Origin of the sequence: Phenylobacterium sp. (assembly GCF_024508875.1) — a bacterium.
In the GTDB taxonomy this organism is placed as follows: Bacteria; Pseudomonadota; Alphaproteobacteria; order Caulobacterales; family Caulobacteraceae; genus Phenylobacterium.
Genome location: NZ_JANINU010000092.1, coordinates 1 through 16,866, shown reverse-complemented (window position 1 = coordinate 16,866; position 16,866 = coordinate 1). Strand labels below are relative to the sequence as shown.

General features: G+C 63.8%; 8 protein-coding genes. 7 read left to right on the top strand and 1 reads right to left on the bottom strand.

What is annotated here, in order from left to right; all coding sequences use genetic code 11:
- The first annotated feature begins 639 nt into the window (after positions 1-639).
- The 7 genes from Q0L11_RS08265 to Q0L11_RS08235 are packed head-to-tail and all read left to right on the top strand — an operon-like array spanning position 640 to position 14,869.
- A complete protein-coding gene (locus tag Q0L11_RS08265) occupies positions 640-5,523 on the top strand; it encodes a DUF4011 domain-containing protein (protein WP_296596607.1) in 4,884 nt (1,627 codons plus the stop codon).
- Positions 5,524-5,537: 14 nt separating this feature from the next.
- Entirely contained in the window at positions 5,538-5,774 is a 237-nt protein-coding gene (locus Q0L11_RS08260) for a hypothetical protein (protein WP_296596606.1), read from the top strand.
- Positions 5,771-7,606, top strand: coding sequence for a class I SAM-dependent DNA methyltransferase (locus tag Q0L11_RS08255; RefSeq protein ID WP_296596605.1), 1,836 nt, complete (start codon positions 5,771-5,773; stop codon positions 7,604-7,606). The genes Q0L11_RS08260 and Q0L11_RS08255 overlap by 4 nt, the downstream gene beginning before the upstream one ends.
- Positions 7,603-8,964, top strand: coding sequence for a hypothetical protein (locus Q0L11_RS08250; RefSeq protein ID WP_296596604.1), 1,362 nt, complete (start codon positions 7,603-7,605; stop codon positions 8,962-8,964). Before Q0L11_RS08255 ends, Q0L11_RS08250 begins: the two co-directional genes overlap by 4 nt.
- A gap of 7 nt (positions 8,965-8,971) precedes the next feature.
- Entirely contained in the window at positions 8,972-12,079 is a 3,108-nt protein-coding gene (locus Q0L11_RS08245; protein ID WP_296596603.1) for a type I restriction endonuclease, read from the top strand.
- Entirely contained in the window at positions 12,076-12,549 is a 474-nt protein-coding gene (locus Q0L11_RS08240) for a hypothetical protein (RefSeq protein WP_296596601.1), read from the top strand. The genes Q0L11_RS08245 and Q0L11_RS08240 overlap by 4 nt, the downstream gene beginning before the upstream one ends.
- Positions 12,550-12,595: 46 nt before the next feature.
- Positions 12,596-14,869: a DUF262 domain-containing protein gene (locus Q0L11_RS08235; protein WP_296596599.1), complete on the top strand. Its 2,274-nt coding sequence runs from the start codon at positions 12,596-12,598 to the stop codon at positions 14,867-14,869.
- A gap of 471 nt (positions 14,870-15,340) precedes the next feature.
- On the opposite strand, the gene Q0L11_RS08230 is transcribed toward Q0L11_RS08235, so the two are convergent.
- The coding region (locus tag Q0L11_RS08230; RefSeq protein ID WP_296596598.1) for a TonB-dependent receptor at positions 15,341-16,866 on the bottom strand (1,526 nt) is incomplete at its 5' end.

Sequence of the window (16,866 nt, the reverse complement as noted above, 5' to 3'; positions counted from 1 at the left end):
CAGCTCGCCAGCCTTTGGCGCCGCGTCTAGGATGGCATCTTGGCCCGCCGGTTCGGGAGGCCTCGAGGCGGCGATCATGAGCCCCGCACTCCGGGTCGCACCGTTATGTGTGTACGATCTCTACCCACGACCGCGACCCGCGCGAGCAGAAGGGTTACGCTTTCTTCTCAACCTCGCCACGAAGCGCGCGTCGATCCGGGGCTTCGTCATCCGACCACGAGCCGCGCTATCACGAGGCGACCGCGGTGCTAGGGGCCCTCATCGAGCAGCGCAGACTGACCAGCGCCGTCGACCTGCAGCACGGTTTCGAGAACGCGCCCGCGACGCTGAACCGGCTGTTCGATGGGCTCAACCACCGGAAGCAACTGCTCTGGATCGCCGATCCGCCTCAAACCTCACGCAAGGTCGCTTTGCCGGCTCCCCAATGTCGGCTGCTGGCGCAACGCGGTCACTTTGCTGGTGAGAGTTTTGGTACCTGCCATCAGCATGTCCGCGGCTTAGCGGAGGTGTGGGTCCTGTTACGCCCACCACCGGCCCCCCGCGGCCGCTCCCCGGAAAAGTTGACGCGTAGGCATCGTGCAGCCCAGGATGAGCCCGCGCGCCCATGCAAGTAAGGGGTGTGTCGGGGGCGATTAGAAATTGGACGATAAGCGGCTCATTGAGCAGCGGCTTGAGCGACTTCGTCGTAAGCTGCTCGATCTTTCGACGACCAATCGGATGCTGAGCTTTCGGCACCCGAAGGCGTCGTGCATGCGGATCGTGGATGAACTTCCAGATCAGCTCTTTGAACAGCTCAGAGATGGCGCAAATCTCACATTTGAACCCGTGCCCGAGCCAACGCCACGCGAGCTTGAGGCGTATCATGCGCGGCGCCCTGATCAGGTACCTCGGGCCGGCGCCTCCGCGCCTCTGACTCGACCCGATGCGCCCAATTGGGCCCGCCATCTTGGGTTCAATGTGAACTACGATCTTCCGGTCGAAACCGACTCGTACCAGCGACCTGAGCGCCATTCCGACAGGAAGATCCAGACGCTCCACTATCCTGACGATCTGGACGCTCGGCTACGTAAGATCCGTTCAGCGGCGCGCACCGCCATCGAGGAAAGCGGCGCGAACATGCTGTACCTCGCCTTCGGATTTCTCGAGTGGCGCGACCAGCAGACGTCGAAGCCGCATCAAGCCCCTTTGGTAATGCTCCCGGTGGAACTGGAACGGGAGCCAGTTCGCGGCGGGCAGTTTCGTACACGGATCAGGTGGACGGGCGAGGAGCTGCAACCAAACCTCTCGCTTCAAAAGAAGCTCGAAGAGTTGAATATCGATCTCCCTCTTCTGGAAGAAGAGAGGGCTTTGGAGGCCTACCTAACGAAGGTCTCCCGAGCGGTGCGTCACAAGCCCGAATGGATGGTTCGGCGTTACGTAACGCTGGGCCTGTTCGAGTTCGGCAAGATACTTCTCTACCTCGACCTCGACCCCGAGCGCTGGCCGTCATTCGCTCCGCTCGCAGACAGTCGTCTAGTGAAAGAGGTCCTAGGAGGTCCTGAGGATTTCGATGGGGTCGGGGAGGGTGGAGCCTCCTGGGGCGCAGACGCGAAACCTTCCGCGAAGGCTGCCGAGGCAAGGGACTTGACCCTCGAAGTCGTAGACCGCGCGGACAGCTCGCAATGTGAGGCTCTTGAGGTAGCGCTCTCTGGTCGCAACGTAGTGATCCAAGGGCCGCCTGGTACGGGCAAGTCGCAGACGATCACCAACCTCGTCGCAGCGGCGCTCGCGCGGGGAAAGACGGTACTCTTTGTTGCCGAGAAGCTCGCCGCTCTCGAGGTCGTGCGTCGCAGGATGCGCGAGCTTGGTTTGGGTGACTTCTGCCTTGAGCTCCATAGCCACAAAACGCGGAAGACAGAGGTCGTCGAAGATATCGCAAGCCGCATACAAGCTGGCGCACGAATTCGGCCACCGAAGGAATATGAGGGCGCGCTTGCGCGGCTTGCGGACCGCCGCCTTAAGCTGGGCGCCTACATCGACATCGTAGGCCAGGCTGCGGCCGGCTTCACGAACCTCACCATCAGCGATGCCCTAATGAAAGCGGGCCAGGCGCGGAGGAAGCTCGGCGCCCAGGTCAAAAGCGTCGAGACGCTCCGAAGTGAATTTGCGGCCCCTGACACCATGACCTGGGCTGCTTTCGCGGACGCCAAAGGCCGTCTGGCGCAGGTCGCCGACGCGATCGACCAGCTCGATGTCGAGGGGTCGGCCTTCTCTCACGTCTGGGCCGGGGTATCGTCGTCCAGGGTTTTTCCGCAGGACAGCGACCGTGTCGCCCGGTTGGCGATCGATTGGGCAGATAAGATAGACGCGCTGGCCGAGACTCTCGCCGATCCGTGGCTCAGACCACTGGACCTTTCAGACTTAGCGTCGGCCCAAAGTGAGCTCCACGAACTCGCTGCGCGTCGCGAGGCGCTGGTCCACGCAGACCAGGTGAGAGATGCGCTTGAAGAGCTCCTCGCGATCAAGCTGACCTGCTCCGCAGACGGCGCCAGGGCTGGACTTTCGGTGATCGCTGCGGCCGCGGCGGCGCCGGTAGCGGACCTGCACGTCCGAACCCCGGCGCTGATCGGGGCCGGCGTTCTGCCAATGCTGCTTGAGCATCAAGAGCGGTTAAAGGCCCTAAATGCGGAGCGGGGCGAGCTCGACGGGATATTCCGCGAGTCTGCCTTCGTCGCGCACGTGGATGATCTCGAAGAATGGTCTGCAGCGCTTTCCCAACGGGGGCTGTTCGCGCGATTCGGCAAACGTTGGCGTGCCGCCCTCCAGGGCGCTGGCAGCCTCTTGCGGCCAGGACACCTGAACGACAAGGGCGCGCAAAAATCGACGTACCTGTCGCGCCTTCGGCAGCACTTGCTTGGGTTACGCGCGGTCCAGGAAAATAAGGCTGCAAGCGAAGTTCTGGGCGACGAATACGCCGATCTTTCCCTGAAGCTCGACAGTCATATTCGCATGGCGGAGTGGGCCGAGCTTGTGCGCGGCTCACTCGACGGGCGGCTCGCTTCCACGCTCCATGAAGCGCCGCGCGAAGCCCTCGTCGAAGTGGCCACCCTCTTCACCGAGAAAACGAAGTCTTCTTTCGAGACGGCGGAGTTCATCGGTGAGAACAAGACGGCGGTCTCTTTCTGGAGTGCGGGCGTCGACAAGCTCGTTTCGCCAGCACTTGCGCCGGCGGCCCATGTCGCCAACGTCGCGGAACACTGGACCCGCTTGGTCGAGGTTGTCAGGCAATCGTCCAATGCGGCGCAGCAGGCGATGCAAGCCGAGCAAGCGTTCGTCGCGGCGACGGACCTGGATCAGGATTACTGGTTCGGTTTGGACGGGCGTCCACACCTGGAAGGGGTGAGCGCGCAGGCAAGGCTGGCAGCCGCACATGCGGACAAATTGCCCGGCTGGCTAGACTTCGATCGCGCATTGAAGAGCGCGGAAGTCGAGTTCGAAGCACCGCTCGCCGTTGCCGCAGCAGACGGAACACTGGCCACCGACGCGTTGCCCCTGGCCTTCGACTTCCTGGTCTTCGACGCGATCGCGCGCGACGCTTTTGCCGCGAACCCGTCGCTCCTCAAGATGTCGGGGAAGTCGCTCGACGTGCTCAGAAGTGAATACGCCGCGCTCGATGCAGAAGTGATGGAGCTTCGCCGCGCTCACATCGCCGCAACGCTCCTGACAAAGCGACCGCCGGAAGGGCGGTCCTCAGGCCGTAAGGCAGACCTCTCCGATATGGCGCTCATCCGGGCGGAACTCTCCAAACAGAAGCGCCACATCCCTATCAGGCAGCTCGTGAACAGGGCCGGCAAGGCGCTTCAGACCCTGAAGCCCTGCTTCATGATGGGCCCTTTGTCAGTCGCTCAGTACATCGCTCCTGGCACCCTAAAGTTTGACTTGGTGATCATGGACGAAGCCTCCCAGATGAGGCCCGAGGACGCCATCGGGGCGCTCGCCCGTGGCGGCCAGGCGGTGATTGTGGGAGACACAAAGCAGCTGCCGCCCACGTCGTTCTTCGACCGCATCGCCGACGGCGCCTCGGACGACGAGGACGAGGAGATGACCCTCGCCGAGGATGCAAAGAGCATTCTTGAATTGTCGGAAGCGATCTTCACGCCCCGAATGCTGCGCTGGCATTACCGGTCACGACACGAGAGACTCATCGCGTTCTCAAACCGGAATTTCTACAAGAACGACCTGATCGTATTCCCATCGCCCTCAGGCCAGGGTGGTCGCTTCGGGATCGGCTGGCACTTCCTGGAGCAGGGCATAACCACGTCGGGGGTCAACCCGGTCGAGGCCCGTGCCGTCGCGCGCGCCGCGGCGCTCGCCCTGCTGAATGACCGCCGCCGAACCGTCGGCGTCGTGGCGATGAATATCAAGCAGGCTCAGCGGATCTCCGACGAGCTCGCGGCAATGGCCAAGGACGATGCCGCCCTCGCGAAGGTCTTGAACGAGGCAGAGAATAGCACTCGCGGCGAGCCCTTCTTCGTGAAGAACCTTGAGAACGTGCAAGGCGATGAGCGCGACCTGATCATCATCTCGATGACCTATGGTCCGAAGACGCTCGGAGGGCCGACGCCACAGAACTTTGGCCCGATCAACCTCGAGACCGGCTGGCGGCGGCTGAATGTGCTTTTCACGCGCGCGAAAGAGCGGATGGAGATCTTCAGCTCTATGCGCGCCAGCGACATTGTTCCGAAAGAAGGCGGCGACCGCGGGCCTCGCGCCCTCAAACTGTTTCTGGACTACGCGGAGACCGGCCGGCTCGGCGAGGAGCCGAAGATCAGCGATCGCGACCCTGACAACGACTTCGAAGACGCCGTCATCGAGGGGCTTCAGGAGTTGAACTTCGAATGCGTGCCGCAGGTCGGTGTTGCGAACTTCTTCCTGGACATTGGCGTGCGCGATCCGAACGCGCCGCATGAATTCATTGCCGCCGTCGAATGCGATGGGGCGACATACCACTCCTCGCCCTCGGCGCGCGATCGCGACCGGCTCCGCCAAGAGATCCTCGAAAACCTTGGCTGGAACATCATCCGCATCTGGTCCACGGACTGGTTCCGCGATCCGGTGGGCGAGCTCACCCGCGTCTCGTCCGAGCTGAAGCGCCTAATCGCGGCAAAGGTCGAACAGCGTGCGCGAACGCCGGCCCGACCGGTTGTCGACGTGGCTCCCCGCGCCACGCCGACCCAAGCGTCTCTTGATCTACCAATGGCGCCGCTGAGATCGCGGCCGGCGTCCAACGGCTTGTCGATGGATCAAGCCCGCGCTGAGCTGATCGATCTCCGCGAGAACAAGATCAAGGCTTCTTTTCCAGAATCTGATCCCGCCCGCGGCTTCCTCAGGAAGTCGATGCTGGACGAGCTGCTGAGGAAGCGTCCGAAGGACCACAGCGAATTCCTGACGAAAATTCCGATCGATCTGCGCCAGAACACTGATGCGGATCAGCTGAAGAAGTTCGGAGAGGATGTGTTTGAGATTTTAGAGCGCACAAACTGAGACCAGGGGCCAATTTGTTCGAACAAGAAGACAAGTTCAAACTGAGCAGTCTTGCTCTGCATAACGCGGAGGTCGCACGTCGTGAGCTTCCTGAGCGGATTGCGCATCTCAAAGAGGCCTATCTGACCGCTCTACGTGATGCTGTCGTCGATGGGGCCCCTTGGTCTGACGTCGCGCAAACGCGGCAATGGATCGAGGAGGCGTCGCTAGGCCGAGATCTCATCAACGACCTTCTCGGATCCCGCGAGTGAATCAGCAGTCTCTCTCCGCCTTTATCTGGTCCGTCGCGGACCTTCTCCGGGGCGATTACAAGCCGGCCGACTATGGCAAGGTCATCCTGCCGTTCACCGTGCTGCGCCGCCTGGACTGCGTGCTGGCGCCCACGAAGGCCGACGTGCTGGCCGAGCTGGAGGCGCGGTCGGCGGCGGGGGTGAACCCCGAGCCGTTCCTGCGGCGCAAGGCCAAGCAGACCTTCTTCAACACCTCGACGATGGACCTGAAGCGGCTCATGGGGGACGCCGCCAACGTGCGGCTGAACCTGGAGTCCTACGTGCAGGGCTTCTCGCCCGAGGTGCGCGACATCTTCGAGCGGTTCGACTTCGCGGTTCAGATCGACAAGCTCGCGAAGACCAAGCTGCTCTACCAGGTGGCGGAGAAGTTCGCGGGCATCGACCTACACCCCGACCATGTGTCGAACAGCCAGATGGGCCTGGTGTTCGAGGAGCTGATCCGTAAGTTCGCCGAACTGTCGAACGAGACCGCGGGGGAGCACTTCACGCCCCGCGACGTGATCCGCCTGATGGTCGACCTGCTGTTCATCGAGGACGACGAGGCCCTGACCAAGCCGGGCATCGTACGGACGATCTACGACCCCACGGCGGGCACCGGCGGGATGCTGTCGGTGGCGGAGGAACACCTGAAGGGCCGCAATCCGGACGCCCAGCTCACCATGTTCGGCCAGGAGCTGAACCCGGAGTCCTACGCGATCTGCAAGGCCGACATGCTGATCAAGGGTCAGGACGTGTCGAACATCGCCTTCGGCAACACGCTCAGCGAGGACGGCCACGGCGGCAAGACCTTCGACTACATGCTGGCGAACCCGCCGTTCGGGGTGGAGTGGAAGAAGGTCGAGAAGGAGGTCCGCCGCGAGCACGAACAGATGGGCCACGCCGGCCGCTTCGGTCCGGGCCTGCCGCGGGTGTCGGACGGGTCGCTCCTGTTCCTCCTGCACATGCTGTCGAAGATGCGTCCGGCAACGGAGGGAGGCTGCCGGTTCGGCATCGTGCTGAACGGCTCGCCCCTGTTCACCGGCGGGGCCGGCAGCGGCGAGAGCGAGATCAGGCGGCACCTGTTGGTGAACGACCTCGTCGAGGCCATCGTGGCCCTGCCGACCGACATGTTCTTCAACACCGGCATCGCGACCTACGTATGGATCGTGACGAACCGGAAGCCGGCGGCGCGGAAGGGCCTCGTGCAGCTCATCGATGGCTCCGGCTTCGGACGGAAGATGCGCAAGTCGCTAGGCTCGAAGCGCAAGGAGCTGGGGCAGGCCGAGATCGACGAGATCACCAGGCTGTTCGGGCGCTTCGAGGCCGCGGAGGTCGCGGTGGTGCTCGACGCTGCCGGTAAGGAGGTGGCGCGTGTCGCCGTCCACGACGGTGATGCTCCGCCAGAGGCACCCGGGGGCGGCAGGGTCAAGCTCGCGCCCCTGTCGCGCATCCTGCCGAACGCCGCCTTCGGCTACCGCGCCATCACCGTCGAGCGGCCCTTGCTGGACGACCTCGGCCGCCCGGTGCTGTTCGAGAAGGGCAGGAACAAGGGCAGGCCGCAGCCGGACAGCGCGCTCCGCGACACTGAGAACGTCCCGTTAGCGGAGGACGTGGAGGCCTACTTCGCACGCGAGGTGAAGCCCCACGCTCCGGACGCCTGGATCGACCACGGCAAGACCAAAGTGGGCTACGAGATTCCCTTCAATCGCCAGTTCTACGTCTTCGAGCCGCCGCGACCGCTGGAGGAGATCGACGCCGACCTGAAGCTGGTAACCGATCGCATCAAGGCGATGATCGCGGAGCTGGCGGCGTGAGCCTCCGGCGCTATGGCAGCTACCGCGAGAGCGGAGTGGAGTGGCTGGGCAAGCTCCCCGACCACTGGAAGGTCGAGCGGCTCAAGCGCCTCTGCGACGTTCGACCGAGCAACGTCGACAAGAAGAGCTATGACGGCCAAGAGCAGGTTCGCATCTGCAACTACACTGACGTGTACTACGGAGAGCAGATCACCCCTGCACTGGAGCTGATGGAAGCGACGGCGACAGCCGAACAGATTGAACGCTTTGGCCTCCGCGCTGGGGACGTGATCGTTACGAAGGACTCGGAGACCGCGGATGACATCGCGATATCGGCCCATGTGCCGGCGACGATGCCCGGCGTGGTTTGCGGCTATCATCTTGCTCTACTGCGGCCGCAAGCCCGCGTGGAAGGCGCCTTCATCAAGCGGTTCTTCGACAGCCACTTCGCAAAGGCGTCAGTGGCCGTGCGGGCAAACGGCCTAACCCGCGTCGGGCTCGGCCAATACGCGCTCGACAACCTGCTCGTGCCCACGCCTCCCGAACTGGAGCAGAGAGCAATCGCCGTCTTCCTCGACCGGGAAACGGCCAAGATCGACGCGCTGGTGGAAGAGCAGTGCCGGCTCATCGAGCTGCTCAAGGAGAAGCGGCAGGCCGTCATCTCCCACGCCATCACCAAAGGCCTCGACCCCACCGCCCCGATCAAGGACTCAGGTGTCGAATGGCTTGGCCCAGTGCCGTCGCATTGGACGATGAAGCGGCTGAAGCACCTCTCACCATCGATCACGGTGGGGATTGTTGTGAACCCAAGCGAGTACGTCTCTGACGAGGGCCTACCGTTCCTCTACGGAGCGGACATTAAGGAGGGGCAGATCGAATGGGAGACCGCTCGCCGGATTGCTCCGGAAGTTAGTGCGAGCCAAGGCAAGACGGCGCTCCGGGCCGGCGATCTGGTGACGGTGAGGGTAGGCGCGCCCGGTGTGACAGCAGTGATCCCGCCGCAATGCGAGGGCGGCAACTGCGCGTCTGTCATGCTGGTGAGGCAAGGGCCGTGGCCCTCTGAATGGCTGAGCTACGCGATGAACTCACGTGTGGTCCGGTTCCAAGTTGAGGTAGTCCAATACGGAGCCGCCCAGGAACAGTTCAACATCAGCCACGCGCTCAACTTCTTAGTCCCCACGCCACCTCTGGAGGAGGCGAAGCAGATCGCATCTGTTCTCCGGCGGGCGACGGAGAAGATTGATACGCTCCTCGGTGGCGCGGCAGACTGCGTTTCTCTCCTCCAGGAGCGTCGCGCCGCACTGATCTCCGCCGCCGTGACCGGCAAGATCGACGTGCGCGAGTCAGCGGCCACGCCGGCCAAGCTGGAACCGGCTTGAGGCGGTCATGGAGGCGCTGCATCAGGAGGTGAGCTTCGAGGACGAGGTCTGCACGGTCCTCGCGGCGAACGGCTGGCTCTATCGGCTCGGGGACGCGCAGGCCTACGACCGCGCCCGCGCACTCTTCCCGGCCGACCTGATCGCCTGGGTGCAGGAGACCCAGCCGAAGGCCTGGGAGGCGCTGCAGAAGTCCCACGGGGCCGCCGCTGAGGCCACCCTGCTGGACCGCGTGCGAAAGTCCCTGGACGACCGCGGCACGCTGGACGTGATCCGCAACGGCGTCGAGATGATCGGCGTGCGGGGCGCGCTCCAGGTGGCGCAGTTCCGGCCGGCCATGCGGATGAACCCCGACATCGTGGGCCGCTACGCCGCCAACCGGCTGCGCGTGGTCCGCCAGGTGCGCTACTCGACGGCCAATGAGAACTGCCTCGACCTCGTCCTCTTCCTGAACGGCATCCCGCTCGCCACCGTCGAGCTGAAGACGGACTTCACCCAGAGCGTCGGCGACGCGGTGGACCAATACAAGTTCGACCGCTTGCCCCACCCCAAGGGCGGCAAGGCCGAGCCGCTGCTCTCCTTCCCCTCCGGCGCGCTTGTCCACTTCGCGGTGTCGAACCGCGACGTGATGATGACGACCAAGCTGGAGGGCCCGAAGACCACTTTCCTGCCGTTCAACCAGGGCGACGAGGGCGGGGCCGGCAACCCGACACCGCCCTTCGGCCACCCGACGAGCTACCTCTGGGAAGAGGTCTGGCAGCGCGACAGCTGGCTGGAGATCATCGGCCGCTACCTCGTCACCCAGAAGGACGAGAAGAAGCGGATCACCCGCATTCTCTTCCCGCGCTACCACCAGCTCGACGCCACCCGGAAGCTCCAGGCGCAGGTGCTCGCGGAGGGCGCGGGCGGGCGGTTCCTCATCCAGCACTCGGCCGGGTCGGGTAAGACCAACTCCATTGCGTGGTCGGCGCACTTCCTCTCCGAGCTGCACGACGCCAACGACGAGAAGCTGTTCTCGACGGTGATCGTCGTCTCCGACCGCCGCGTGATCGACGGCCAGCTCCAGGAGGCGATCTTCGACTTCGAGCGCACCCAGGGCGTGGTCGAAACGATCAAGAACGAAGGCGGCGCGAAGGGCGGGCAGCTCGCCAAGGCGCTGGCGGCCGGCAAGAAGATCATCGTCTGCACCATCCAGTCCTTCCCCACCGCCCTGGCCGCCGTGCGGGAGCTGGCGGCGACGCAGGGCAAGCGGTTCGCCGTGATCGCCGACGAGGCCCACTCCAGCCAGACGGGCGAGGCCGCAGCGAAGCTGAAGGAGGTGCTGTCGCCCGAGGAGATCGCCGAGCTGATGGACGGTGGCGAGATGTCCGGCGAGGACATCCTGGCCGCCCAGATGGCCGCCCGCGCCAGCGACAAGGGCATCACCTACGTCGCCTTCACGGCGACGCCGAAGGCCAAGACGCTTCAGCTCTTCGGTCGCCCTGGACCCGACGGGTTGCCCGCGCCGTTCCACGTCTACTCGATGCGCCAGGCCATCGAGGAGAAGTTCATCCTCGACGTCCTGAAGAACTACACGCCCTACAAACTGGCCTTCAAACTGGCCCACGACGGCAAGGAGCTGGACGAGGTCCAGGTCGAGCGCAGCGCCGCCACCAAGGCGATCATGCGCTGGGTGCGGCTGCACCCGTGGAACATCGCCCAGCGCGTCCAGATCGTGGTCGAGCACTTCCGCGAGAACGTGGCCCCGCTGCTCGACGGCAAGGCCAAGGCGATGGTGGTGCTCGCCAGCCGTCAGGAGGCGGTGCGGTGGAAGCTCGCCATCGACCGCTACATCAAGGAGCAGGGCTATGGCCTGGGCACGCTGGTGGCGTTCTCGGGCGAGGTGAACGACCCGGAGTCGGGGCCGGAGCCCTTCAGCGAGACGAGCGCCGCCCTGAACCCAGGCTTGAAGGGCCGAGACATCCGCGACGCCTTCAAGGGCGACGAGTTCCACCTCCTGCTGGTGGCGAACAAGTTCCAGACCGGGTTCGATCAGCCGCTGCTCTGCGGCATGTACGTGGATCGGAAGCTGGCGGGCATTCAGGCGGTGCAGACGCTCTCCCGCCTCAACCGCGCCCATCCGGGCAAGGACACGACCTACGTCCTCGACTTCGTGAACAGCTCGGAAGACGTGCTGGCGGCCTTTAAGACCTACTACGAGACGGCCGAGTTGGAGGCGACGACCGACCCGAACCTGATCTTCGACCTGCGCGCCAAGCTAGACTCCGCCGGCCATTACGACGCCTACGAGGTAGACCGCGTGGCCGCCGTGCTGATGAACCCCAAGTCCACCCAGGGCGACCTCGTAGCCGCCATGGAGCCCGTCGCCGACCGCCTGCTGAAGCTCTACGCGGCGGCGAAGGCGCGTTGGGTGGCCGCGGTCGAGTTGGAGGACGAGAAGGACGCGAAGGCCGCCAAGGACGAGATGGACGCGCTGGTGCTCTTCAAGGGGGACATGGCGACGTTCGTGCGCGTCTACACCTTCCTGTCCCAGATCTTCGACTACGGCTCGACCGAGATCGAGAAGCGCTTCCTGTTCTTCAAGCACCTGATCCGGCTGCTGGAGTTCGGCCGGGAGCGGGACACGGTGGACGTCTCGCAGCTCGTGCTTACGCACCACACGCTCAAGAGCCAGGGCAAGCAGCGCTTCGCGCTCGGCGAGGGCGAGACGCCCAAGATCGCCCCCGTGGGCGACGTCGGCTCGGGCGCGGTGCAGGACAAGCAGAAGGCCCTGCTGGCCGAGATCATCGCCAAGGTGAACGACCTCTTCGAGGGCGAGCTCACCGAGGACGACCGCCTCGTCTATGTGAACAATGTGATCAAGGGGAAGCTGCTGGAGTCCGACGCCCTAGCGACCCAGGCGAAGAACAACACCAAGGCCCAGTTCTCGAGCTCCCCCACCCTGGATGAGGCCATCCTGGACGCCGTGATGGACGCCCTGGAAGCCCACCAGACGATGAGCCGCCAGGCGCTGGACTCGGCAAAGGTGCGAGCGGGGTTGAAGTCAATCCTCCTGGGCCCGGCGCAGCTCTACGAAGCGCTTCGGGGCCGGCAGGACGAGGCGGAGCCGGTCCTGTGAAGAACCCGTATCTCGAGGAGCGCCGACTTGAGCACGTCATCGCTGCACTTACCGCGATGGGCACATACCCGTTCTACAAGCAGACTGCCGCGGAGTGGTCGGATCGAATTTCAGGCAATAAGGACCGAGGGTCCTTTTGGAAGAGCATATTCGAGGAACATCCAGAGTTCTTCCGGCGCGCATCTACGGAGGCTGACTATTCGCTGGTCTGGCGTCGACAGTTCCCGCGCAGCTTCGATGTGCGTGACCTGAAGGAGACCTTCCCGGATCACTACGTTGAGAAGACATCAAGGGACCCTGTGGGACGACGCCCCCTGGAACCCAGCGAACTCACCCAATTGATCGGTGTGGCCATTCGCCTTCACGAAAGCGCTCTTGAGCACAGAAAGGCGAGCACTTGGTGGGTGCCTCTGGCAGCGGCCGTACTGGCATTTGCGGGGGCCGTCGTGGGGGGCGTCATCCACCGCTAGGCGGCCGGACTGACTGCCAGTGGATCATTGAACGGAGGTGGCAGGGGTGGCGCTTTTCACGACTACGAATTACCCGATCAGCGCGCTGATTGAGGACATCGATCTTGGCAAGATCGGACTACCAGAGCTTCAGCGCCCGTTCGTATGGCCTAACGTAAACGTCCGCGACCTCTTCGACTCCCTCTATCGCGGCTATCCAGCGGGCTTCCTCCTATTCTGGGATACCGGCGTCGACGGGGGGCTAAGGGGCATCGGAACGAAGAACGCCAACGTCGTTCCCCGATTGGCGATTGTCGATGGTCAACAGCGCCTCACTTCCCTCTATGCGGTCGTCAAAGGCGCGGAAGTCCTGCGAGCCGACTTCCGGCGCGAGCGCATCCAGATCGCGTTCAATCCGCTGTCTGAGCGCTTTGACGTAGCTGATGCTGCGATCCGGAAGGACAAGGCCTACATCCCCGACATTTCAGTTCTCTGGAGCCCAGGGACGCGGCTGATCGCCTTCGCGCGGCAGTTCATTCAAGACCTCGCCACGACCCGCGAACTCAGCTCAGCAGATGCGGAGCAGATCGAGGAGGCCATCAGCAAGCTACATAATCTGCCGCAGTACCAATTCGTGGCGTTGGAGCTGGCTTCGTCCGTCGACGCCGAAACGATCGCGGAGGTGTTTGTCCGCATCAATGGCTCCGGCAAGAAGTTGAACCAGGCCGACTTCGTGCTCACCCTGATGTCGGTGTTCTGGGATGAGGGCAGATCGGAGCTCGAAGCGTTCGCCGCTTCCGCGACGCGACCGAGTGATGGTGCGCCGTCCCCCTTCAACCACTTTATCAAGCCGTCACCCGACCAGATGCTCAGAGCAACGGTCGGGCTTTCGTTGAAGCGCGCTCGTCTCGAAAACGTCTACAGCGCCCTCCGCGGTCGCGACGCTAAGACAGGGTTGGACAACCCAGAAAAGCGGGACGAGCAGTTCGCTCTCATGCGGAAAGGGCAGGCCGCCGCGCTCAACCTTGCCACGTGGCACCACTTTCTGAGCGGCCTCAAACTAGCGGGCTATCTGGGTGCGAAGATGATCAGCTCAGAGGCGGCGATCATATTCAGCTATGTGCTCTATCTGATCGGAGTGACCGAATTCGGCCTTGAGAAGGCGAGGGTGCGTCAGGCCATCGCAGAGTTCTTCTTCATGGCGGCTCTGACCGGTCGTTACACTAGCTCTCCAGAAACGAGGTTCGAGTCTGACCTTTCACTGATTCGAGATCTCTCCGATGGTGAGGCGTACCTCGAGAAGCTTCGCGAAATCTGCCGGACGACGCTCACGGGTGATTATTGGGACATAACGTTACCGCAGCAGCTTGCAACCTCCGCTTCGAGGAGCCCCTCGCTGTTTGCGTACCAGGCATCTCTTGCGTTGCTCGACGCTACAGGGCTGTACAGCCCCGCTAAATTCACAAGCCTTGCCGACCCATCAATCGCAGGGACCAAGGCGGCACTGGAACAACACCACCTCTTCCCCCGTGGCTACCTCGAAGATGTGGGGGTGAAGGACTTCAAGCAGATCAACCAGATCGCGAACTTCGCACCGGTCGAATGGCCGGAGAACATCCGGATCGGGAAAAAGCCCCCGGCCAGCTATGTCCCACCGTTGGATGCAGCCCTCACGGCCGATCGTCGCGAACGAATGTACTTCTGGCACGCGCTTCCACCGCTCTGGTGGGACCTTCCGTATGAGATGTTCCTCGTCGAGCGACGGGCGAGGATGGCCCAGGTTGTCAAGACGGCATGGCTCAAGCTGACGGGCGTGGCGGAGGCGGCCGAACCTGCACCGGTAGACGTCAGCGCGCTGATTGCGCAGGGCGAGCACGGCGCCACGGAATTCAAATCGACACTTCGCGTGAACCTACACACTGGCCAGGTCGATGAGAAGATTCACCTCTCCGCACTAAAGACCATCGCAGGGTTCTTGAACGCTAAGGGCGGCACCCTCCTCATCGGCGTCGACGATGACGGGGAAGTCCTCGGCCTTGATGCCGACCGTTTTCCGAATGAAGACAAGATGAGCCTTCATCTCGTGAACCTGATTAGGGAACGCCTGGGTGACGTTTTCCTTCCCTATGTCCACCCCCGCTTTGAAGACAGCCGAGGCCAACGGGTATTGGTTGTGCGCTGCGAACGCGGCCCGCGAGCCGCCTTCGTGAAAGACGGTCAGGTACAGCGGTTTTACGTGAGAGGTGGCAACGCGACCGCTGAATTGAGTGGCAACGCAATCACGGAGTACGTCAGTCAGCGGTTCAAGGCGCATTCGCCGCCCGCGCCAGCGCTCTCCTGAGTTTGTCTTCACAGCGGGAAATCGCATCGCCCAACGGGAGGAGATTGGGGCGGTATCCAAATACCGCAAATGCAACGCGGGTTCGTGGACGTTGTAAAAAAAGGACCCATGGTACCGCTGTGGGTAGTAAATTCCGGAATTTGGAATTTCACTAATAACAACAGATATCCGTGAGTCCTGCCGGGCCCACCAGCCGGCGAGCGGCGCCGGCGCGACCCGAGGCGTCGTCCTTGCATAGATCGCGGTGGCGGGCCTCCTGAAACTCCGGGCGCTGGCGCCGCGGGCAGTTTGCCGTTTTGGCGCGTTCGGGATCGCTGGACAGGGGCCGGTTCGAACGCCCCCTTCGGATCGATGGCCGGGCGTTCGGAGGCCGAAAAGAATTGTGGCCGGAACGCGGGAGCGCTCCGGCCACAGGGGAGGGCCGAGGGGCCGGGGCGCCTGCGCGTCCCAGCTCCCCGGTTGGGGTCTCGATTAGAAGTCGTAGCGCAGGGTCGCGGACACCGTGCGGCCGTTGTACGCGCGGCCCAGGACGACGCCGCTGGCGGGGATCGTGCCCTGCTCGACGTCCGAGAGCGCGAACTTGTTGAACAGGTTGTTGACGTTGAGCATCAACTGCACCCGTTCGGCCGGGCGCACCTGCACGAAGGCGTTCACCAGCGTGTAGGCCGGCAGCTTCAGCAGGTTGACGTCCTGCGCGTAGCTGCTGGTGGTGCCGATCACGTTCACACCGAACGTGGCGTAATCGAGCTCCACCTGCGGGGTCACCGCGTAGATGAAGTCGGCCTGGTGACGCGGCGTGTTGCCGATCAGCGCGGCGTTCGTGGCGTCGCTGGAGATCTTCGCGTCGGTGTAGGTGGCGCCGGCGGTGACGCTGAACGGACCGTGGCGGACGCCGGCCTCGAGTTCGACACCCTTGGCCTTGTAGCCGCGAACGATGTTCAGGACCGAGGCGGAGCCGTCGGCGCCGCTGACGATCTGGGTGTTCCGTTCGCCGGTCCGCGCCGAGAAGCCCGTGACGTTGAAGGTCACGCCGCCGGCCCGGTACTTCAGGCCGAGTTCGGCCTGCTTGACGGTGTCGTAGCCGCTGTCCGAGTTGACCAGCTTGCCGGTGTTGTAGTTGACCGCCGGGGTGAACAGGATCTTGTCGGCCGAGGCGCGACCGCCGCGGCTGTAGCGACCGAACACCGCCAGTTGCTCGGCGACGCGATAGTTCACGCCGGCCGAGTAGCTCAGGTAGTGGTAGTCGTAGTCGACGTGGCCAGGCTGGCCCAGCGGCAGGAGGGCCACCTTGGTTTCCGCGGTGGAGATCACGCCGTTGCGGTTGATGTCGAACGAGGTCTGGCCCACCCGGCCGCCGCCGAGTTCGGCGCCGTAGAGCGTGCCCTTCACGTTGCCCATGTCGTAGCGCAGGCTGCCGCCCACGGCGATTTTGCCGACGTGGTAGTTGATCGAGGCGTACGGCGCATTGACGCCGTAGTTCATGTCGTAGCTGCGGTGGAAGGTGTTGCCGAGACCGTAGGCGAGGTAGCCGTCCTGGGTGAACGGGACGCCCGCCGCTGTCGAGACGTTGATCAGGGTGGCCTGGCCGTCGCCGGCGACGCCCGCCAGGACGTTCAGGAACGACAGGTAGGTCGAGTAGTCCTGCGACGACTTGTAGAAGCCGACCGTGGTGGTCAGGTCGCCGCCGCCGATGTCCCATACGCGGCTGGCGCGGATGTCGTTGGCGGCGTTGTCGAGGCTCTTGATCTTGGTGTCGAGCTGCAGCGAGTTGGTCAGCAGGCCGTTGCCGTTGAGCGCGGCCGGGCTGGCGATCGTCTGGCCGGCTTGCGGGCCAGTGGCGTAGCTGAGGACGCCGCCCGGACCACCGTAGGTGACCGCGAGCGTGGCGGCCGGGGCCACGGCGATGGGGCGGATGGTCCGGTTGCTGCCGCCGATGTCGGCGAAGCGGAACTTCTCGGTGATCGTCCAGCCCTGCACGTCGAACTGGGCGTCGAGGC

Excerpts from the sequence above, each read along its gene's own strand:
- Q0L11_RS08245 (WP_296596603.1), top strand. The coding sequence starts at position 8,972 with ATGGAGGCGCTGCATCAGGAGGTGAGCTTCGAGGACGAGGTCTGCACG.